The following is a 19385-nucleotide window of genomic DNA, read 5'->3' on the forward strand; positions in this document are numbered from 1 at the left end:
CCACGGCATCGCCCCGCGGCTCTTTGTCGGCGCGGCCCCAGGGGCCGGTATGCGCGCGCTCCTCGTCGCCGCCCTCCTCGTGTTGGCCGGCTGTGGCACGGCCGGCCCGGCGCCGACGGACACCGCCACGGCCGCGCCGGTGCCCGACTCAGGGAGCTATCCGCCCGGCGTGGACGGCGACGGGGTCGTCTCGGCCGTCGCGCTCGGCAACGCCCACGCCGAGGCCACCGCCGGGAGCTACCGGGTCCGGTCGAACTGGACCGTCCGGCACGCGAACGGCACCCTCCGGGGCCGGGTCGTCCAGCGGGCGACCGTCACCCCCGCCGCGTGGACGACGACGCTCGTCGTCACGGGCGACACGGGCATCGTCGCCGACGGGAACGCGACGGCCGTCTTCTACTCCGAGGGCGAGGCGCTCGTCCAGCGCGTCCGCCGGCCGAACCGGACCACGTACCTCTACGTCCCGCCCGCGGAGTACAACGGCGGGAGCGGCTTCTACAACTCCCTGCGCCGGCCGAAGCCGTACCGCGACCCCGGCGTGCTGGCCGACGCCGTCGCCCTCCGGCTCGCGGAGCGCGCGCCCAACGGCAGCGTCGTCCTCGCGGGGGATTCGCTCGCGGACGCCTCGCTGTTCGAACTCTCGGTCGGCGTGGCGGAGCCACGGAACGTCTCCTATCGGCTCCGCGTGACGGCGTCCGGGCTGGTTCGTACTCAGCGGCTGGCGTACACCGGGACGGTCCGCGGGGAGACGGTCGTCGTGACCCGGACGGTCCGGTATCTCCCCTACGACGGCACGGTCGAGCGGCCGCCGTGGTACGACACCGCGAGAAACGAGTCCGTCCGCGGCTGAGTCAGTAGAGGACGTGCGCGGTGTCGTAGCTGCCGAGCACGCGCACCCAGCCGTGTTCCGCGAGCGCCTCGATGTCGGCGAGCGCGTCCTGCGTGCGGTCCTCGTACAGCCCCGCCTCCACGTCGATGTGGAACACGTAGTCGCCCAGCCGCTCGCCCGAGGGTCGCGACTCGACGCGGGAGAGGTTGATGTCGCGGTCCGCGAACGGTTCGAGCAGTTCGAGCAGCAGGCCGGGGTAGTTCCGGTTCGGGTAGACGACGAACGAGGACTTCCCGCCCGCCTCCGACCGCTCCGAGACGGGCGCGAGCACGACGAACCGGGTCGCGTTCGAGGTGCGGTCCTGGATGTCCTCTGCGAGGACGCGCAGGTCGTCGCCGGCGTTGTCCGGGTGGCCGATGGCCGCCACGGTGTCGTCCTCGCGGGCGCGCTCGACCCCGCGGGCCGTCGAGGCGACGGCCTCCAGCTGCACGTCCGGGTGTTCGGCGTCGAGGTAGCCGCGACACTGCGCCAGCGCCTGCGCGTGGCTCGCCACCACGTCGAACGACGGCGACTGCGCGAGCAGGGCGTGGCGGATGGGGGTGACGATCTCCTCGACGACGGCCACCTCGTGGTCGGCGAGCGCGTCGAGCGACTCCGTGACGCTCCCCTCGATGCTGTTCTCGATGGGGACGACGCCGCGGTCGTACGCGCCGTCGGCGACGCCCGCGACGATGGACGCGACCGATTCCGTGAACTCCACCTCGTCGGCGACGGCGCGGGTCGCGCGGTGCGAGTAGGTCCCGGCCGGGCCGAGCGTGAGGGCTCTCATACCTCCGCTACTGCGGTCGCCCGGATAAACGAACCGCCGGCCGCGAGGCTCGCCGGGCGGAATTCGCGAAAAACGAGCGAGGGGCCGCTATCGGTTCAGCGTGTGAATCGCGTGGCCCTGCGCGTTCTTGACGGCCTCCATCACGGCCTCGGAGAGCGTCGGGTGGGTGTGGACCGTCGAGCCCACGTCCTCTAGGGTCGCGCCCATCTCCACCGCGAGCGCGAGTTCGGCGACGAGTTCGGAGGCCTCGGGGCCGACTATCTGGCCGCCGAGGACGAAGCCCGTCTCCGAGTCGGCGACGACGCGGACGAACCCCTCGGGTTCGGAGAGGGTGAGCGCGCGGCCGGAGGCGTTCATCGGCATCTTCCCGACGACGGGGTCGAAGCCGGCGTCCGCGGCCTCGGCCTCGGTCATCCCGACCGTGCCGATCTCCGGGTCGGTGAACACCGCGGCCGGAATCGCCTGGAAGTCCATCGCGGCGGGTTCGCCGGCGATGACCTCCGCGACGACCTCGCCCTCGGCGGAGGCCTTGTGCGCGAGCATCGGCTCGCCGGCCACGTCGCCGACGGCGTACACGTCGTCGACCGCGGTCTCGCCGAACTCGTCGGTGGCGAGGAAGCCGTTCTCGTCCGGTTCGAGGCCGATGGCGTCGAGGCCGAGCGTGTCCGTGACGGGCGACCGACCGACGGCGACGAGCACTTTGTCGGCGGCGTAGGTGGACGTCTCGCCGTCCTCCGTCTCGGTGGTCACGCGCACGCCGTCGTTGTGCGGCTCCCACTCGCTCGCGCCCTCGCCGAAGTGGAACTCGACGCCGAGTTCCTCGGCGCGCTTGCGGACCGTGCGCGCGATGTCGTCCTCGTAGCCGGGGAGCGCGGAGTCGAGCATCTCCACGACGGTCACGTCGGTGCCGAGCTTCGCGTAGGTGGTCGAGAGCTCCATCCCGATGTAGCCCGCGCCGACGACGACCAGTTCGTCCGGGACGGTGTCGAGCGAGAGCGCCCCCTGCGAGGAGAGGACGTGCTCCTCGTCGAACTCGAAGCCCGGTATCTGAATCGGGCGCGAGCCGGTGGCGATTATCGCGTGCTCGTACTCGATGGTCTCGGAGCCCTGTCCCTCGCCGCCGTGAGCGACGCGGACGCGGCCCTCGCCGGCGAACTCGGCGGTCCCCTCGACGAGGTTCACGCCGTTGGCCTTACACAGCTTCTCGACGCCGCCGGTCAGCTGGTCCACGACGCCGTCCTTCCACGACTGCATCGCCGCCATGTCGACGGCGGGGTCGGCGTGGACGCCCATCGCCTCGGCGTTGGCCGCGCCGTGGGCCGTGTCCGCGCCGGTGATGAGCGCCTTCGACGGGATACACCCGCGATTGAGGCAGACGCCGCCGTAGGCGTCCTTCTCGACTAACGTCGTGTCGAGGCCGAGTTGCGAGGCGCGGATGGCGGCCACGTAGCCGCCCGGACCCGCGCCGACCACCAGTACGTCCGTTCCGGTCGAGATGTCTCCGACAACCATTATTCGAGCAGGAGGAGTTCCGGGTTCTCCAGGTACTCCGAGAGGGTGTTCACGAACCGCGCGGCGTCCGCGCCGTCGATGATACGGTGGTCGATGGAGAGCGACAGCGGAATCGTGTGCTTGGCCACGACCTCGCCGTCCTCCACGACCGGGCGCTGTTTCAGCGCCCCCAGCCCGAGGATCGCGGTCTCGGGGTAGTTGATGATGGGCGTGGCGTACTCGCCGCCGACCGCGCCGAAGTTGGTGATGGAGAAGGTGCCGCCCTGCATCTCCTCGCGCTTGATGCTGCGCTCGCGCGCCTTCGTCGCGAGGTCGTTCACGTCGTCGGCGAGCGTCAGCATGTCCTTCTCGTCGGCGCCCTTCACGACCGGGACCATCAGGCCCGCGTCGGTCGCGACGGCCACCCCGATGTTGTAGTAGTGCTTGACGAGTATCTCCTCGGCGTCCTCGTCGAGCTGACTGTTGAGGATGGGGTGTTCCTTCAGCGCCGCGACGACCGCCTTCAGCACGAACGGCATGTACGTCAGCCGGCTGTCGCGCTCCTCGGCGACGGGCTTGAGCCGCTCCCGCGTCGCGACGAGGTCCTCCACCACGACCTCCTCGTGGTGGGTGACGTGCGGGGCGGTGTACTTCGACCGCTCCATCGCGTTGCCGATGGTCCGGCGGACCCCCTTGTACGCGATGCGCTCGACCTCGCCCTCGGCGGTCGTCTCCGTCTCGGGCGCTTCCTCGGTCACGGCCTCCGCGTCGGCCGCCTGTGCCGCGCGCTGGGCCTCGGCGTACTCGCGCACCTGCGACTCGGTGACGAACGCCTCGCCGTCGCGCGTCTCGTCGGTCGGCACGTCGTCCAGCGCGACGCCCTCCTCCTCCGCGACCCGGCGGGTCGCGGGCGCCGCGAGCGTCCGGTCGCGGCCGGCCGCCTCGGCCGAGGACGCGGGCGCGCTCGTCGCCGGTTCCTCGGCCTCGTCGGTCACCTTCGAGGTGGCCGACTTCACCGCGGGTTCGGGCTCCTCGTCGTCCGCGCCCTCCGCGTGGGCGCGCACGTCCTGCTCGGTGACGCGGCCGCCCGGGCCGCTCCCCGAGACGGCGCCGATATCGACGCCGAGTTCGCGCGCCAGCCGGCGCGCCGAGGGCGCGGCGAAGGTGCGACCGCCCTGCTGGGCGGTTCCTTCGTTCTCGTCCTCTTCGTCGGCCTCCGAGACCGCCGAGACGGCGTCCTCGACCGCTTCGTCGTCCTCGTCGTCGGCCGACTCCTCGACCGGCTCTGCCTCCTCGCCCTCCACGTCGAACGTGATGATGACGTTCCCGACGGGGACCATCTCCCCCTCGTCGGCGAGTATCTCGCGGACGGTCCCGTTGACCGGGGAAGGGACCTCCACGACGGCCTTGTCGGTCTCCACCTCGGCGACCGGCTGGTCCTCCGTCACCGTGTCGCCGACCTCGACGAGCCACGTGACGATCTCGGCCTCCGTCAGCCCCTCGCCGACGTCGGGGAGTTTGAACTCTCGGACCATCAGAACTCCACCGTCTCGCGGATGCCGTCCTCGATGCGGGCCGCCTCGGGCATGTAGTAGTCCTCGAGCGCGTACAGCGGGAACGGCGTGTCGAAGCCGGTGACCCGCTTGACCGGGGCCTCCTGATACAGCAGGGCCTCCTCCTGTATCGTCGCGGCTATCTCCGCGCCCAGCCCGCCCGTCTTCGGGGCCTCGTGGACCACGACGGCGCGGCCGGTCTTCTCGAACGACTCCGTGATGGTGTCCCAGTCCATCGGCGACAGCGTGCGGAGGTCCACGACCTCGACGTCGACCTCGCCGTCGAGGTTCTCGGCGGCTTCGAGCGTCGGGCGCGTCATGGCGCCCCACGTGAACACCGACACGTCCGTCCCCTCGCGGCGGACGGCGGCCTCGCCGAGTTCGACGGTGTACGTCTCGTCGGGCACCTCCTCGCGGAAGGCCCGGTAGATGAGCTTCGGCTCCATGAACACGACCGGGTCGGGGTCGCGGATGGACGCCGCGAGCAGCCCCTTCGTGTCGCGGGGTGTGCTCGGCACGACGACCTTCAGGCCCGCCTCGTGGGTGTAGAAGGCCTCCTTCGACTCGGAGTGGTGTTCCGGCGCGCGGATGCCGCCGCCGTAGGGCATCCGGAGCGTCATCGGCACCGTGAACCGACCCCGCGAGCGCGTCCGCAGGCGCGCGGCGTGGGAGACGATCTGGTCGAACGCCGGGTAGGCGAACCCGGAGAACTGTATCTCGGGGACCGGCTTCATCCCGTAGGCGGCCATGCCGACGGCCGTCCCGACGATGCCCGACTCGGCGAGCGGGGTGTCGAACACCCGGTCCTCGCCGAACTCGTCGTACAGTCCCTGCGTGGCGCGGAAGACGCCGCCGTTCTTGCCGACGTCCTCGCCGAACACGACCACGTCGTCGTCGCGTTCGAGTTCGCCCTTGAGACCGTCCCGTACCGCCTGTACCAGCGTGAGGTTCTGACTGCTCATGTTAGTGCTCCAGTAGTTCGTCGTCGTCGTGTTCCTCGCGCAGCCGGCGGAGGTACGCGCGCTGTTCCTCCAGCCGCTTCGGCATCTCGGCGTACACGTGCTCGAACATGGTGTCCGGGCCGGGGCGCTCGAACCCCTCGGCCGTCTCGATGGCCGACGCCACCTCGTCCTCGACGGACTCGGTTATGGCGGCGACGCGCTCGTCGTCCAGGACGCCGCGGTCGCGGAGGAACCGCTCCAGTCGCGGGATGGGGTCCTTCGCCTTCCACTCCTCGACCTCCTCGTCCTCGCGGTACACGGAGGGGTCGTCGGCCGTCGTGTGCGCGCCGAAGCGGTACTGCACCGCCTCGACCAGCGTCGGGCGCAGTTGCCCCTCCTCGGGGTTGCGGGCCTTCTCGACGGCCTCGGTCGCGACCTGATACACGGCGAGCGGGTCCATCCCGTCCACCTGCACGCCCTCCATGCCGTACGCGACGGCCTTCTGGGCGATGGTCTCCGAGCGGGTCTGCTTCTCGCGCGGCACGGAGATGGCCCACTGGTTGTTGTTACAGAAGAAGACGGTCGGGGTGTCGTACACCCCGGCGAAGTTCAGCCCCTCGTGGAAGTCCCCCTCCGAGGTGGCGCCGTCGCCGAAGTAACAGATGCTCACGTCGTCCTCGCCGCGGTGCTGGGCCGCCATCCCCAGCCCCGTCGCGTGGGGTATCTGGGAGGCGATGGGGACCGCGACCGGGAAGATGCGCAGGTCGCGCAGTTCGTTGCCGCGCTCGTCGCCCATCCAGTAGCGGAGCGTCCCTTCGAGCGTCAGCCCGTGGACGTACGCCGCGCCGTGTTCGCGGTAGGAGGGGACGAGCCAGTCCTCGTCGCCCAGCGCCATCGCGGACGCGACCTGCGCGCCCTCCTGACCCGACAGCGGCGGATACGTGCCCATCCGGCCCTGTCGCTGGAGGCTGACCGCGCGCTGGTCGAAGTGGCGCGCCAGTCGCATCGACCGGTACATCTCGACGAACTCCTCCTCGGAGAGGTCGGGCACCGTCGCGCCGTCGACGACCTGCCCGTCCTCGTCGAGCACCCGGACCCGCTCGTGCGGGTCCCGTTCGAGTACGCTCACGGACGAACCACCCGTGGTGACATACCCGAAGGCTCAGACGCGCCACGCATAGGGTTTTCGTAAATACCTTTCGTAGCGCGCCGTTCTTGCCACGAGGTTACACGAACGTCCAGAAACGGGGGCGCGGAACGGGCGGGTTTCGCGCGTTCGTCGGCCGAACCCGTGACACGCCCCGTGGTATCGCGACCCGTGATTCGGGTCGCTCGCGCGTCAGTCGCCCCGGGCGCGGGCCCGCTCGCGCGCCTCCTCGACGCTCGCGCCGTCGCGCGCCATCGCCTCCACGAAGAACTCGCCGGCCTTGAACGACGAGCGCACCATCGGCCCCGAGGCGCAGTAGCGGAAGCCGAACTCCCCCTCGGCCACCTCGCGCCACGTGTCGAACTTGTCCGGGTGGACGTACTCGAACACCTCCAAGTGGCGCGTCGAGGGCTGGAGGTACTGGCCGAACGTGACGATGTCCACGCCGAGTTCGTCGAGGTCCGACAGCGTCCGGTACACCTCGTGGTCGTACTCGCCGACGCCGAGCATCAGGGAGGTCTTCGCGTAACAGTCCGATTCCGCGACCCGTTGGAGCACGGACAGCGACTGCTCGTAGCCCGCCCGGCGGTCCCGGACCGGCCACTGGAGGCGCTCGACCGTCTCGACGTTGTGCGCCAGCACGTCCGGCCCCGCGTCGATGACCTCGTCCACGGCGTCGGGGTCGCCCCGGAAGTCGGGGACCAGCGCCTCCACGAGGATGGAGGGGTCGCGGTCCTTGATGGCGCGTATCGTCTCCGCGAAGTGGGCCGCGCCGCCGTCCGGCAGGTCGTCGCGGTCCACGCTCGTCAGGACGACGTAGTCGAGGCCGATCTCGGCGACGGCGTCCGCGACGTTCGCCGGTTCGTCCTCGTCCAGCGCCTCCATCCCGCCGGTCTTCACGTCGCAGAAGTTACAGCCCCGCGAGCAGCGGTCGCCCATCAGCATGAACGTCGCCGTCCCCGGCCCGTTGCGCCCCGACCAGCAGTCCCCGAGGTTGGGACACGACGCCTCCTCGCAGACGGTGTGGAGGTCGTGGTCGCGCAGCGTCGATTTTATCTCCGTGAACCGCTCGCCGGAGGGGGGTCGCATCTTCAGCCACTCGGGCTTGCGACGGCGTTCGCGGGACCCGCTCATTGCCCGGTACTTCGGCTACGGCGGCAAAAGCGTGCTGTCCTCGCGCGCCCACGGGCCGGTGTCGCGGAGCGAACGCTGAATACGGGGCCGTCCCGAGGGAGCGCAAATGACGAGAGTCGTCGCGCTCCGACACGGCGAGACCGCGTGGAACCGCGAGGGGCGCATGCAGGGGTGGGCCCCGGTGCCGCTGAACGACCGCGGGCGCGAGCAGGCGACCGCCGCGGGCGAGTGGCTCGCCGACGAGTACGCGTTCGACGCGGTGTACAGTTCCGACCTCCTCCGGACGCGAGAAACGACCGAGCGCGTGCTGGAACACCTCCCGTACAAGGGGTCGGGCCGGAAGGTCACCTACGAGGCGGCGTGGCGCGAGCGGGACATCGGCGTGTATCAGGGACTCTCGTATCAGGACGTGTACGAGCGGTTCCCCGAGTTCGGGCTGGGCGAGGCCGCCGCGGAGGCCGCACGCCGCGTCCCCGACTCCGGCGAGAGCCTCGCGGACGTGTACGAGCGCGCGACCGAGCGGTTCGAGGCGGTCGTGGCCGGGCACGACGACGACGACACCGTCCTCGTCGTCTCGCACGGCGGCCCCATCTACATGCTGACGGGCCACGCGAAGGCGATGGACATCCGCGACGCCGTGCTCGACCACTCGCAGGACAACTGCGGCGCGACCGTGTTCGACTGTTCCGAGGGGGTCGAGGTCGTCGCCGAGAACGTGACCGAGTGGGACGGATAGTCGGTCGTTTCTGTGGGGCTCTCTCGTGCGGTGAACGTCCCCCTCGCGAGTGTCGCTCGTAGGGACCGCTTCGGGAACGCCCTGCTCGCGCGGTTCTAGGGAAACAGCACCGCGACGGCACCGCCCACACGCCTCCCCAGCCGATTCACTCGGTCGCGTCGCTCTCTCGTTCATCCCTCGCACGCCGGCTGACTCGCGACGGGACGCGAGTCAGCGCGCGCCGGAGCGAGGGTCAGTCGGTGCTCGGGTACTCGGCGTCGAGGAGTTCCGATTCGTCCGGCTCGTCGTCGTAGGCGTCGTTCGCGGGCGACACGGAGCCGGTCGCGTAGCCGTCGAGGTCGAGCGTGACGTGGTCGAAGCCGCAGTCGAGCAGGTGGTCGCGGGCGGCGCGGACGAAGTCGGCGTCGAGCGCGCGCTCCAGTTCGTCCTCCCCGACCTCGATGCGCGCGAGGCCGTCGTGGTCGCGCACGCGGAACTGTTCGAACCCCCACGTCCGGAGGAGAGTCTCGGCGCGCTCGACGCGGGTGAGCCGTTCCTCGGTCACGTCGAGGCCGGTGGGGATGCGCGAGGAGAGACACGCCATCGAAGGCTTGTCCGCGACGGAGAGCCCGTAGTCCTCGGCAATCGCCCGCACCTCGGGCTTCGTGATGCCGTGTTCGAGCAGCGGCGAGTAGGCGTTCAGTTCCTCGACGGCGCGCAGACCCGGACGATGCCCCTCGCCCGGGTCGTCGGCGTTCGTGCCGTCGCAGACCACGTCGATGCCCATCTCGCGCGCGGTGTCGAACATCTCGCCCAGCCGCATCGAGCGGCAGTGGTAACAGCGGTCGCCGTCGTTCTCGACGAACGCGGGGTCGTCGAGCTCCGAGAACGAGGTTATCTCGTGGCGGATACCTATCTCCTCGGCCACGCGGGTGGCGTCCTCCAGTTCGGCCGCGGGGAGCGTCTCTGACTTGGCGGTACAGGCGACGGCGTCGTCGCCGAGCGCGTCGTGCGCGAGGGCGGCGACCACGGCCGAATCGACGCCCCCGGAGAAGGCGACGAGGACGGGACCGCGCGCCGCGAGGTCGTCGCGCGCGGCGGCGACCTTGGCGGCGACGGCGTCGTCGAGGGTCATGGCCGCGCTCGGGGGGCGACGGGCAAAAGCGCGCCGGCTACGGCACGGGCGGTGGCTACAAACCGGCCCCCGACGTAGCCGGGGTATGAACGCGGACGAGTTCGTCGAGGCGGTTCGCAGCGGGAACGAGACGGCCCTCTCGCGGCTCGGTTCCTCGAAGTCGCTGTACGCGGACACGCGCGGCGAGATGGAACCGGACGCCGTGTTGCGGGCCGCGGCCGACGCCGAACACGCCGCTGCGGAGACGTTCGCGGCGTGGGCCGACGGCGAGGACGGCGCGGCGGGCGAGGCGTTCGCCGCGACGGCCGAGGAGGAGCGCGACCACTACGAGCGCGTCGCGGCGAAGCTGGACGACCACGAGCCCTCGGGCGACGCCTCGGCGATGCAGGCGCACCTCCGCGGCCTCGACGGCACGGTCGAGCGGCTGGGCGGGCTGGTCGGGCGCACCCTCGTCGCCGGGAAGTCGAAGGAGCAGACGACCGGCTTCTTCGTCGGGCAGGCCGACCCCCGGACGGCGGGCCTCTTCCGGGAACTGGGCGACGACCTCGACGGGCAACTGGAGCGGGCGACCGACGCGCTCGCCGAGGAGTGTTCGGACGACGAGGACTGGGAGCGCGCGCTCGACGCGGCGTCGGGAACGGTGCAGACGGCCTACGAGGCGTACACGGAGCGGCTGGAGTCGATGGGCGTCAACCCAAAGCCGGTGTGCTAGCCGCGGTCGCGTTCGTCCGGTTCGCGGGCGCGGCCGTCACGGTTCCCCCCGCGGTCAGCACCGGACACGGCCCCGCACCCGACGCACACAGCTTCACGTAGCCGAGCACGGGGATGCGGGCCTCGGCGGTGCCGACGATCCACGAGGGGCGAACCGGGCCGGAGAGCCCGTTCACCTGGTCGTACTGCCCGTTCGAGACGGGGTTGTCCCCCTTCGTGATGTAGCCGGCGTGGGGGGCCGGACAGTTCGGGAGGGCGTCACAGTCGCGCGCGCCGCCGACGAAGTCGGGGTTCGCCCGGTCGTACCAGTTCTCGCCGTCCTCGACCCAGAAGCGCGCCCGGTGGATGATGGGCGTCCCCGAGCGGTTGTCGGCGCGGTAGATGACCACGTCGCCGTAGGCCCCGAACTTCCGGTAGTCGTTCTCGGCGCCCACGTCGTAGGGGACGATTCCGGTCTCGTCGGCGAAGCCGGGCGCGAACCGCCCCTCCTCCATCACGAACACGAGATCCCCCACCTGCATGTTCGGCTCCATGCTGCCGGACTCGACGGCGACCATCGGGGGCCAGACGCCGCTGACGGCGAACAGGAGGAGGCCGACCGCGAGCACCGCCGCCACGCTCGTCGCCACCTCGCGGACGTAGACGACGCCCGCGTGGTCCGTGGTCCGGAGCCAGCGCAGCCACTCCAACGGGCCGCGCGGCCCCGCGTCGTCGCTCATTAGCCTCCGTAGCCGTGGAACTCGTTTCAACGTTCTGGCTTCGGGGTCCGGCATCCTTTTGCAGACCCCTCGCTTCCCCTCGGAGTGTGCCGATGGAGTCGCCGGCCCGCATCGCAAGCGCGCTCGCGAGCCACGGCTTCAACGCCTCGCGGGAGGCGGTCACCCTCATCGCCGGGGCGGACGACCCGGACGCGGCGCTCGCGCTCGCCGTGGAGACCGCGCCCGACGACGCGCTCGTCCTCACCGCGGAACACGTGAAGAGCGCGCTCGACCGCGGCCGCGACCGACGGCTCGCCGACCCGGACGACCGCGACGACGCGGGGGGAGCGGCGGACGGAACCGCGGACACAGACCCCTCTGTTTCGGGTGGAACCGGGGCGTCGGAACCGGGTGACGGCCCCGGCGGCGCTCCAGTCGAAACGAAGGGGTCGTCGGGGTTCGTCCGCGACCCCGACACCTCGAAGCGCTCCATCTCGGTGGCGCGCGACATCACCGGCCAGTCCACCGGGACCGGCGAGTACAAGGACTTCGTGCGGGTGTTCCGCGACCGCTACGAGAAGCTCTCCGGACAGCTCCGGGGACGAGTGAACCACCGGCCGACGGACTCGCTGCGGGCGAGCCCGGGCGGCGCCGACGCCGGCCTCGTCGGGATGGTCAACGACGTCCGCTCGACGGCGAACGGCCACTGGCTCATCGAACTGGAGGACACGAAGGGCGTCTTCCCGTGTCTCGTGATGAAGGACAAGGGCATCGCCGACCTCGTGGACGAACTGCTGCTCGACGAGGTCATCGCCGTCGACGGGACGCTCGCGGACGACGCGGGCATCCTCTTCGTGGACTCGCTCCACTTCCCCGAGGTCCCCCGGACGTACCAGCCGAACACCGCCGACCGCCACGTGCAGGCCGCCCTCATCTCGGACGTGCACGTCGGCTCGCAGGAGTTCATGGCCGACGCGTGGCACCGCTTCACCGACTGGCTCCACACCGAGGAGGCCGAACACGTCGAGTACCTCCTGATCGCCGGCGACATGGTCGAGGGCGTCGGCGTCTACCCGAACCAGGACGACGAGCTCGACATCATCGACATCTACGAGCAGTACGAGGCGTTCTCGGAGTACCTCAAGGAGGTGCCCGGCGACATGGAGATACTGATGATTCCGGGCAACCACGACGCCGTCCGGCTGGCGGAGCCACAGCCCGGCTTCGACGAGGAACTGCGCGACATCATGTCGGCCCACGACGCCCGCATCCACGGCAACCCCGCGCTCGTGGACGTGGAGGGCGTGAAGGTGCTGATGTACCACGGCGTCTCGCTGGACGAGGTCATCGCCGAACTGCCGGAGGCGAAGGCCAGCTACGAGGAGCCGCACAAGGCGATGTACCAGCTCCTCAAGAAGCGCCACGTCGCGCCGCAGTTCGGCGGCAAGACCCGTGTCGCCCCCGAGGAGGAGGACTACCTCGTCATGGAGGAGGTGCCCGACGTGTTCCACACCGGCCACGTCCACAAGCTCGGGTGGGGGAAGTACCGGCGCGTCATCGCCGTCAACTCCGGCTGTTGGCAGGCCCAGACCGACTTCCAGAAGTCCGTCAACATCGACCCCGACGCCGGCTTCGCCCCGATTCTCGACCTCGACACGCTGTCGATGACGGTTCACGACTTCAACTGAGCCTTTTTGTACGCTCGGCGGCGCTCCCCGCCGCCTCCCGGCAAAAACGTTCATGGAAAAGACACGTCGGGCCTCCTGTCGCGCCCGATGGGCGCGGTAGTCGGCCCTCGGTCCCGCGACTCGCTCCGCTCGTCGCGGCGAATCGCTCGGTCGCGTCGCTCCCTCACGGACACGGCCGCATACCCTCAAGTACGAAGCCGGGGGCACTCGCCCCGTGCACGCGTTCTCGGACCTCGCGACGGCGGCCTACTGCCCCCGGAAACTGTACTACCGACGGCGCGAGGACGACCGTTCCGTCCCCGAGGAGGTGGAGCGAGTGCGCGCGCTCGCCTTCCGCTACCCCGACCTCGCCGCCCCCGATTCCGACCTGCGGGACGAACCCGTCGAACCGACGCCGACGCAGTACCGCGCGAACCTCGGTCGGGCGCGCGAACTCGCCGCGTGGGACGCCCTCTGCGACCCGGCGCGGCGGAACGCGTTCCTCGAAGGCCGGGAGGCGCGCGGTATCGCCCACAAGGTGCTCGACGACCCGCTCGCCGTGTCGGTCGTCTCCGCGGGCGCGCCGCCCGACGAGGGCGCGTGGCGGCCCCAGACGGTCCGGGCCGTCGCCGCGGCGAAGGCGCTGTCGTGGGAGGAAGGAACCGAAGTCGCGCGGGCATACGTCGAGTACCCCGCGTACGGGGTCGTCCGACGGCTCCGGCTCTCGACCCGGCGGAAGGCCATCTACCGCGAAACCGTGGCGACCGTCGAGGCGATGGACGGGCCGCCGGCGCGGCTGTCTGACGACGCGCGGTGTGGCCCCTGCGAGTACCGCGAGGAGTGCGGCGTGCGGACGCGGTCGCTCCGCTCGCTGCTGTGAGTCAGTGCTCCGCGAGCCACGCCTCGACCTCGTCGGCGCGGGGACCGTGGCGGTGGACGGTTCCCTCCCCGACGTCCACGACGGTGGAGCCCTGCCCCCCGGGCGTCTCGCCGGCGTCGAGAACCTCGCTCGCGGCGGCGCGTATCTCCGGGTCGAGCGCGCTCACGGTGCGGACGCTCCCGCGCCCGGAGACGTTCGCGCTCGTCGCGGTCAGCGGCCCGGCGCGTTCGAGCAGTTCGACCGCGACCGGGTGGTCGGGGACGCGGACCCCGACGCGGTCGCGCCCGGCGGTGAGCACGTCCGGCACGTCGGGGCCGCGCTCGACGACGACGGTGAACGGGCCGGGGAGGAACGCCTCCATGAACGCGCGGTCGCGGTCGGTGAGCCGCGTCGGGCCGGCGGCGGCCGCGACGGAGGGAACGGCCATCGAGACCGGGTCCGCGCGGTCGCGGCCCTTCGCGTCGAAGACGCGCTCGACGGCGGCGGCGTTCAGCGCGTCCGCGCCGAGGCCGTACACCGTCTCCGTCGGGTAGACGACGAGTTCGCCGTCGCCGAGGGCGGCGACCGCCCGGTCCATCTGCGGGACCGGGATCGCGGGGTCGTCGGCCACGCTACAGGTCCGCGAGTTCGTCCTCTATCGCGTCGTACGGCGGGAAGTCGGGCCACTCCTCGGCGACCCACGCCCACTCGACGGTCATGTCCTCGTTTATCAGGTAGACGGCCGGCTTCGGCTCCGCGACGCCCGCCATCCCGTCGAGGTCGTGGACGATGCCGTACGCCTCCGCGACGCCGTTGGCCGGGTCGGAGAAGAACCGGAAGTCGTCGAAGTCGCGCCAGTCGCGGATGAACGTCTTGTGCTCGTACGGCGTCGAGATGGACAGCCCCACGAGCTCCGCGTCGTAGTCGAGCCACTCGCGGTCGCGTATCTCCTGCCAGATGTACGTCGCCGGGAAGTCGCCGTCCATCGGGTGGAAGACGAGCAGGACGGGGTCGTCCTCGGCGAGGTCGGAGAGCGACGCGTCCTGCCAGTACTCGTCGTTGACGAGCGGGCGGGTGAAGTCGGGCGCCTCGTCGCCGGGGCCGACGTGCTCCGTCTCCTCGAACTCGATGACGTCGAAGTCCATCTACTCGCCACCTCGTTCGCGGGTCCCGCCGTCGGTGCGGACCTTCTCGCCCTCGCGCTGGCCGTAGGTCCCCTCGACGTACTCGACGATGTTGGCCGACTCCGACATCGTGACGCCGGTGTTCGGGTCCACGACGGCCGGGACGGTTCGGGAGCCGGAGACGCGCTTGACGGCGTCCCGGCGGGAGTGGCGCGCCTCGACGAACCGCGACTCGTACTCGACGCCGTGGTCCTGGAGCGACCGGACGACGCGCTCGCAGAACGGGCATCCCTGTAGCCGGTACAGCGTGACGGGTTCGGACATACGCCGGCGTACGCCCGTTCGCTCCGTAAGCGTATCGCCCGTGGTAATCCGGCGTTTCCGGCGGGAGAGACAGAACCCTTAATCCCCTCCCCCGGCAACGCTCCACAGTCTGAATAATGGGTGCAGTAGCTTCGACGGCGGTGGTCGCACAGGCCGGCTCCGAGGTCCCCTTCGGATTGAGCGAGCCGGCGTTCGTCGGGCTCGGCGCCGCCGTCATCGCCTTCCTCATCGTGCTGTCGGCGTTCTTCTCCTCCTCCGAGATAGCGCTGTTCTCGCTCGCCAGCCACCGCGTCGAGTCGCTCGCCGAGGACGGCGTCCGGGGGGCGGGGACGCTGAAGGAACTGCGCGACGACCCCCACCGCCTGCTCATCACCATCCTCGTCGGCAACAACATCGTCAACATCGCGATGTCGTCCATCGCCACGGGGCTGTTCGCGGTGTTCCTCACGCAGGGGCAGGCCGTCATCGCCGCGACGTTCGGCATCACGGCGCTCGTGCTGCTGTTCGGCGAGTCGGCGCCCAAGAGCTACGCCGTCGAGAACACCGAGTCGTGGTCGCTGCGGGTCGCCCGCCCCCTGAAGATAGCCGAGTACGTCCTCCTACCGCTCATCGTCCTGTTCGACCACCTCACCCGCATCGTCAACAAGGTCACGGGCGGCCGGTCGGCCATCGAGACCTCCTACGTCACCCGCGAGGAGATACGCGACATCATCGAGACCGGCGAGCGCGAGGGCGTCATCGAGGAGGACGAGCGCGAGATGTTCCAGCGCGTCTTCCGGTTCAACAACACCATCGCCAAGGAGGTGATGACCCCGCGGCTCGACATGACGGCCATCCCCGTCGAGGCCGACGCCGCCGAGGCCATCGAGACGTGTATCCAGTCGGGCCACGCCCGCCTCCCCGTCTACGAGGGGAGCCTCGACAACGTGGTCGGCGTCGTCCACATCCGCGACCTCGTGCGCGACCTGAACTACGGGGAACACGAGGAACTCGACCTCGACGCCGTCATCGAACCGATACTCCACGTCCCCGAGTCGAAGAACGTCGACGAGCTGCTGAAGGAGATGCGCGAGAACCGGACGCCGCTCGTCATCGTCATCGACGAGTTCGGGACGACGGAGGGGCTGCTCACGATGGAGGACCTCACCGAGGAGATCGTCGGCGAGATACTCGAGGGCGGCGAGGAGGAGCCCATCGAGTTCACCGACGACGACACGGCGCTGGTCCGCGGCGAGGTGAACATCGAGGACGTCAACGAGAAGCTCGAGATAGAGCTCCCCGAGGGCGAGGAGTTCGAGACCATCGCCGGCTTCATCTTCAACCGCGCCGGCCGCCTCGTCGAGGAGGGGGAGGTCATCACCTACGAGAACGTCGAGATACGCGTCGAGGAGGTCGAGAACACCCGTATCCTGAAGGCGCGCGTCACGCGGTTCCCCGAGGAGGACGACGAGGAGGAGGAAGGGGCCATCGAGGCCGAGGACTGACAGCCCGCGGCTGTCAGATGGAAACGTTAAGGGCCGAACCGCCGCTCTCGCAGGTAACGGAGTTTCTATGAGCGACGACGGTTACGACCACACCGCGGTCGAACGACGCTGGCAGGACCGGTGGGACGAGGCCGACGCCTACCGCACGCCCGACGACGCCGAGGACCCGACGTACGTGCTGGGGATGTACCCCTACCCCTCGGGGCAACTGCACATGGGCCACGTCCGGAACTACACTATCACCGACGCGTACGCGCGCTTCCGCCGGATGTGCGGCGACGACGTGCTCCACCCGATGGGGTGGGACGCGTTCGGCCTCCCCGCCGAGAACGCCGCGAAGGAGCGCGACTCGAACCCCCGCGACTGGACGTTCGACTGCATCGACACGATGCGCGGCCAGATGGAGTCGATGGGATTCGGCTACGACTGGGACCGGGAGGTGACGACCTGCGTCCCGGAGTACTACCGGTGGAACCAGTGGCTGTTCTCCCGCTTCCACGACGCCGGCCTCGTCGAGCGCGACGAGTCCGAGGTGAACTGGTGTCCCTCCTGCGAGACGGTGCTGGCGGACGAGCAGGTGGAGGGCGAGGCGGAACTGTGCTGGCGGTGTGACACCCCCGTCGAGCAGCGCGAACTGGACCAGTGGTTCCTGAAAATTACGGAGTACGCCGACGAACTGCTGGACGACATCGACCGGCTGGAGGGGTGGCCCGACTCCGTCCGCCAGATGCAGCGCAACTGGATCGGTCGCCAGGAGGGGACGCGTCTGCCCTTCCGCGTCGACGCCCCCGACGGCGAGCGGACGGTCGAGGCGTTCACCACGCGCGCCGACACGGCCTTCGGCGCGACGTTCTTCGCTTTGGCCCCGGACCACGAGATATCGCGCGCGGTCGCCGAGCGCGACGAGGGCGTGCGCCGGTTCGTCGAGGAGGAGGCCGACCCGGACGGCGACGAGCCGAACGGCGTGGCGACGGACCTGACGGCGACGAACCCCGTGACGGGCGAGGATCTGCCCGTCTTCGTCGCGGACTTCGTCCTCTCGGACGTGGGCACGGGCGCGCTGATGGGCGTCCCCGGCCACGACGAGCGCGACCACGCCTTCGCGGAGAAACTGGGCATCGACATCGTTCCCGTCGTCGCGCCGAGCGCCGAGGACGTGCCGGACGTCTCGGAGTCCGCCTACACGGAGGACGGCGTCGTCGTCGACAGCGGCGACTACTCCGGCCTGACGAGCGAGGACGCCCGCGAGGCCATCACGGCCGACACCGAGGGCGCCGAGGCGACGACGCAGTACCGCCTGCGCGACTGGGGTATCTCCCGCCAGCGCTACTGGGGGACCCCCATCCCGGTCGTCCACTGCGACGACTGCGGCCCCGTCCTGGTGCCCGAGGAGGACCTGCCGGTCGAACTGCCGGAGTTCATCAACACGACCGGGAACCCGCTGGACGCGGCCGAGGAGTGGAAGGCGACGACCTGTCCCGACTGCGGCGGCGACGCGACCCGCGAGACGGACACGATGGACACCTTCGTGGACTCCTCGTGGTACTTCCTGCGGTACGTCTCGCCCGACCTGGCGGACGCGCCGTTCGACACCGGGCGCGCGAACGACTGGATGCCGGTGGACCACTACGTCGGCGGCGACGAACACGCCGTGATGCACCTGCTGTACGCGCGCTTCTTCACCAAGGTGCTGGCCGACGAGGAGGGGTTAGAGCACCGCGAGCCGTTCGAGAACCTGCTGGCGCAGGGGATGGTCCGGCTGGACGGCTCGAAGATGTCGAAGTCGAAGGGGAACGTCGTCTCCCCGCAGGAGATCGTCGAGTCGTACGGCGCGGACACGGCCCGCCTGTTCATCATGCAGGCCGCCCAGCCGGAACGCGCCTTCGACTGGACCGACGAGGGCGTCCGCTCGACGCGGGCGTTCCTGGACCGCCTGTACGAGGACGTGACCGGCGAGATACCCGGCGGGGCGGGCGAGCGCGACGCCGCGGCCGCCTACGTCGCCGACGAGACGGACGCGGTCGTCGACATCGCGCGCCGCGAGTACGACGACCTGACGTTCAACACCGCCGTGCGCGAGGCGCAGGAACTGGCCCGGACAGTGCGCGGCTACGTCGAGTTCGCGGACGCGCCCCACCGCGCGACCGTCGAGCGCGCCCTGCGCGCCGTCGTGAAACTGCTGGCCCCGGTCGCGCCCCACATCGCGGAGGAGCTGTGGGACGAGCTCGACGGTGAGGGTATGGTCGTCGACGCCGCGTGGCCCGAACCCGAGGGCGACACGAGCGACGCCGACGCCCGGCGGCGGCTGGTGGAGAACACCCGCGAGGACGTGCGCGACATCGTCGAGGTCGCGGGTATCGAGGACCCGACGCGCATCGACGTGGTCGTCACCCCCGCGTGGAAGCACCGCGCGCTGGAGATAGCGATAGAGTCGGACGCCCCGAACGTCATCTCCGAGATAATGGGCGTCGACGAGATACGCGAGCAGGGCGACGCCGCCGCGTCGTACGGACAGGACCTGCAGGCCGAGCGGGAGGCGTTGACCCGCGCGCTGGCCCCCGAGCACGAGCACGAGGCGCTGGAGCGGGCCGCGTGGCTGCTGGAACGCGAGTTCGACGCCGAGGTGCGCGTGCTGACGGCCGACGAGGCCGACGACGACACGGTCCGGAAGGCCGAACCCGGGCGGCCCGCCATCGACATCGCGGAGTAGAACCCTCCAGGGCGGCGCAGGGGACTTCGAACCG

General features: G+C 70.5%; 18 protein-coding genes. 7 read left to right on the top strand and 11 right to left on the bottom strand.

Annotated features, from left to right (window positions below; translation table 11 throughout):
* Positions 1–49: 49 nt before the first annotated feature.
* Positions 50–850 (top strand): hypothetical protein, encoded by an 801-nt coding sequence (locus tag P2T37_RS06090; RefSeq protein WP_276235907.1) that lies wholly within the window; start codon positions 50–52, stop codon positions 848–850.
* A 1-nt stretch (position 851) separates the two neighbouring features.
* On the opposite strand, the gene pheA is transcribed toward P2T37_RS06090, so the two are convergent.
* The 6 genes from pheA to lipA all read right to left on the bottom strand — a co-directional run bounded on the left by pheA (position 852) and on the right by lipA (position 7924).
* Positions 852–1658, bottom strand: coding sequence for a prephenate dehydratase (gene pheA / locus P2T37_RS06095; protein WP_276235908.1), 807 nt, complete (start codon positions 1656–1658; stop codon positions 852–854).
* A gap of 87 nt (positions 1659–1745) precedes the next feature.
* Positions 1746–3170 (bottom strand): dihydrolipoyl dehydrogenase, encoded by a 1425-nt coding sequence (gene lpdA / locus P2T37_RS06100; protein ID WP_276235909.1) that lies wholly within the window; start codon positions 3168–3170, stop codon positions 1746–1748.
* On the bottom strand, positions 3170–4684 hold the full coding sequence (locus P2T37_RS06105; RefSeq protein WP_276235910.1) for a dihydrolipoamide acetyltransferase family protein: 1515 nt from the start codon (positions 4682–4684) through the stop codon (positions 3170–3172). Before P2T37_RS06105 ends, lpdA begins: the two co-directional genes overlap by 1 nt.
* Positions 4684–5664, bottom strand: a complete 981-nt coding sequence (locus tag P2T37_RS06110) for an alpha-ketoacid dehydrogenase subunit beta (RefSeq protein ID WP_276235911.1) — start codon at positions 5662–5664, stop codon at positions 4684–4686. Before P2T37_RS06110 ends, P2T37_RS06105 begins: the two co-directional genes overlap by 1 nt.
* A 1-nt stretch (position 5665) precedes the next feature.
* Positions 5666–6772, bottom strand: coding sequence for a pyruvate dehydrogenase (acetyl-transferring) E1 component subunit alpha (pdhA, locus tag P2T37_RS06115; protein ID WP_276235912.1), 1107 nt, complete (start codon positions 6770–6772; stop codon positions 5666–5668).
* Between the two features lie 210 nt (positions 6773–6982).
* A complete protein-coding gene (gene lipA / locus P2T37_RS06120) occupies positions 6983–7924 on the bottom strand; it encodes a lipoyl synthase (protein WP_276235913.1) in 942 nt (313 codons plus the stop codon).
* 106 nt (positions 7925–8030) lie between these two features.
* On the opposite strand from lipA, the gene P2T37_RS06125 reads away from it, so the two are divergent.
* On the top strand, positions 8031–8660 hold the full coding sequence (locus tag P2T37_RS06125) for a histidine phosphatase family protein (protein ID WP_276235914.1): 630 nt from the start codon (positions 8031–8033) through the stop codon (positions 8658–8660).
* Positions 8661–8892: 232 nt separating this feature from the next.
* On the opposite strand, the gene larE is transcribed toward P2T37_RS06125, so the two are convergent.
* Positions 8893–9774 (bottom strand): ATP-dependent sacrificial sulfur transferase LarE, encoded by an 882-nt coding sequence (gene larE / locus P2T37_RS06130; RefSeq protein WP_276235915.1) that lies wholly within the window; start codon positions 9772–9774, stop codon positions 8893–8895.
* A gap of 85 nt (positions 9775–9859) precedes the next feature.
* Here larE and P2T37_RS06135 point away from each other — a divergent pair, with 85 nt between their 5' ends.
* Positions 9860–10486: a rubrerythrin family protein gene (locus tag P2T37_RS06135; protein ID WP_276235916.1), complete on the top strand. Its 627-nt coding sequence runs from the start codon at positions 9860–9862 to the stop codon at positions 10484–10486.
* On the opposite strand, the gene P2T37_RS06140 is transcribed toward P2T37_RS06135, so the two are convergent.
* Complete coding sequence (locus tag P2T37_RS06140; RefSeq protein WP_276235917.1) at positions 10464–11204, bottom strand: S26 family signal peptidase; 741 nt, start codon at positions 11202–11204, stop codon at positions 10464–10466. The two genes, P2T37_RS06135 and P2T37_RS06140, sit on opposite strands and share 23 nt — an antisense overlap.
* 86 nt (positions 11205–11290) lie before the next feature.
* Here P2T37_RS06140 and P2T37_RS06145 point away from each other — a divergent pair, with 86 nt between their 5' ends.
* Both P2T37_RS06145 and P2T37_RS06150 read left to right on the top strand, forming a co-directional pair.
* Positions 11291–12871, top strand: a complete 1581-nt coding sequence (locus P2T37_RS06145; RefSeq protein WP_276235918.1) for a DNA-directed DNA polymerase II small subunit — start codon at positions 11291–11293, stop codon at positions 12869–12871.
* A 214-nt stretch (positions 12872–13085) separates the two neighbouring features.
* Positions 13086–13730, top strand: a complete 645-nt coding sequence (locus tag P2T37_RS06150; RefSeq protein WP_276235919.1) for a CRISPR-associated protein Cas4 — start codon at positions 13086–13088, stop codon at positions 13728–13730.
* A 1-nt stretch (position 13731) separates the two neighbouring features.
* On the opposite strand, the gene P2T37_RS06155 is transcribed toward P2T37_RS06150, so the two are convergent.
* From P2T37_RS06155 to P2T37_RS06165, 3 genes are read right to left on the bottom strand one after another with little or no spacing between them, the layout of a single operon-like run.
* Positions 13732–14307, bottom strand: coding sequence for an L-threonylcarbamoyladenylate synthase (locus P2T37_RS06155; protein ID WP_276236154.1), 576 nt, complete (start codon positions 14305–14307; stop codon positions 13732–13734).
* A 34-nt stretch (positions 14308–14341) separates the two neighbouring features.
* Positions 14342–14854: a redoxin domain-containing protein gene (locus tag P2T37_RS06160; protein WP_276235920.1), complete on the bottom strand. Its 513-nt coding sequence runs from the start codon at positions 14852–14854 to the stop codon at positions 14342–14344.
* Positions 14855–15157, bottom strand: a complete 303-nt coding sequence (locus tag P2T37_RS06165; RefSeq protein ID WP_276235921.1) for a glutaredoxin family protein — start codon at positions 15155–15157, stop codon at positions 14855–14857.
* Between the two features lie 116 nt (positions 15158–15273).
* On the opposite strand from P2T37_RS06165, the gene P2T37_RS06170 reads away from it, so the two are divergent.
* Together P2T37_RS06170 and leuS are read left to right on the top strand one after the other, a co-directional pair.
* Positions 15274–16641, top strand: a complete 1368-nt coding sequence (locus P2T37_RS06170) for a hemolysin family protein (RefSeq protein ID WP_276235922.1) — start codon at positions 15274–15276, stop codon at positions 16639–16641.
* Between the two features lie 67 nt (positions 16642–16708).
* Positions 16709–19351 (top strand): leucine--tRNA ligase, encoded by a 2643-nt coding sequence (leuS, locus tag P2T37_RS06175; protein ID WP_276235923.1) that lies wholly within the window; start codon positions 16709–16711, stop codon positions 19349–19351.
* Positions 19352–19385: the final 34 nt, after the last annotated feature.

It is taken from the genome of Halosegnis marinus, assembly GCF_029338355.1.
Taxonomy (GTDB): domain Archaea; phylum Halobacteriota; class Halobacteria; order Halobacteriales; family Haloarculaceae; genus Halosegnis; species Halosegnis marinus.

Excerpts from the sequence above, each read along its gene's own strand:
- P2T37_RS06090 (WP_276235907.1), top strand. The coding sequence starts at position 50 with ATGCGCGCGCTCCTCGTCGCCGCCCTCCTCGTGTTGGCCGGCTGTGGC.
- pheA (WP_276235908.1), bottom strand. The coding sequence starts at position 1,658 with ATGAGAGCCCTCACGCTCGGCCCGGCCGGGACCTACTCGCACCGCGCG.
- lpdA (WP_276235909.1), bottom strand. The coding sequence starts at position 3,170 with ATGGTTGTCGGAGACATCTCGACCGGAACGGACGTACTGGTGGTCGGC.
- P2T37_RS06105 (WP_276235910.1), bottom strand. The coding sequence starts at position 4,684 with ATGGTCCGAGAGTTCAAACTCCCCGACGTCGGCGAGGGGCTGACGGAG.
- P2T37_RS06110 (WP_276235911.1), bottom strand. The coding sequence starts at position 5,664 with ATGAGCAGTCAGAACCTCACGCTGGTACAGGCGGTACGGGACGGTCTC.
- lipA (WP_276235913.1), bottom strand. The coding sequence starts at position 7,924 with ATGAGCGGGTCCCGCGAACGCCGTCGCAAGCCCGAGTGGCTGAAGATG.
- P2T37_RS06125 (WP_276235914.1), top strand. The coding sequence starts at position 8,031 with ATGACGAGAGTCGTCGCGCTCCGACACGGCGAGACCGCGTGGAACCGC.
- larE (WP_276235915.1), bottom strand. The coding sequence starts at position 9,774 with ATGACCCTCGACGACGCCGTCGCCGCCAAGGTCGCCGCCGCGCGCGAC.
- P2T37_RS06135 (WP_276235916.1), top strand. The coding sequence starts at position 9,860 with ATGAACGCGGACGAGTTCGTCGAGGCGGTTCGCAGCGGGAACGAGACG.
- P2T37_RS06140 (WP_276235917.1), bottom strand. The coding sequence starts at position 11,204 with ATGAGCGACGACGCGGGGCCGCGCGGCCCGTTGGAGTGGCTGCGCTGG.
- P2T37_RS06155 (WP_276236154.1), bottom strand. The coding sequence starts at position 14,307 with ATGGACCGGGCGGTCGCCGCCCTCGGCGACGGCGAACTCGTCGTCTAC.
- P2T37_RS06160 (WP_276235920.1), bottom strand. The coding sequence starts at position 14,854 with ATGGACTTCGACGTCATCGAGTTCGAGGAGACGGAGCACGTCGGCCCC.
- P2T37_RS06165 (WP_276235921.1), bottom strand. The coding sequence starts at position 15,157 with ATGTCCGAACCCGTCACGCTGTACCGGCTACAGGGATGCCCGTTCTGC.
- P2T37_RS06170 (WP_276235922.1), top strand. The coding sequence starts at position 15,274 with ATGGGTGCAGTAGCTTCGACGGCGGTGGTCGCACAGGCCGGCTCCGAG.
- leuS (WP_276235923.1), top strand. The coding sequence starts at position 16,709 with ATGAGCGACGACGGTTACGACCACACCGCGGTCGAACGACGCTGGCAG.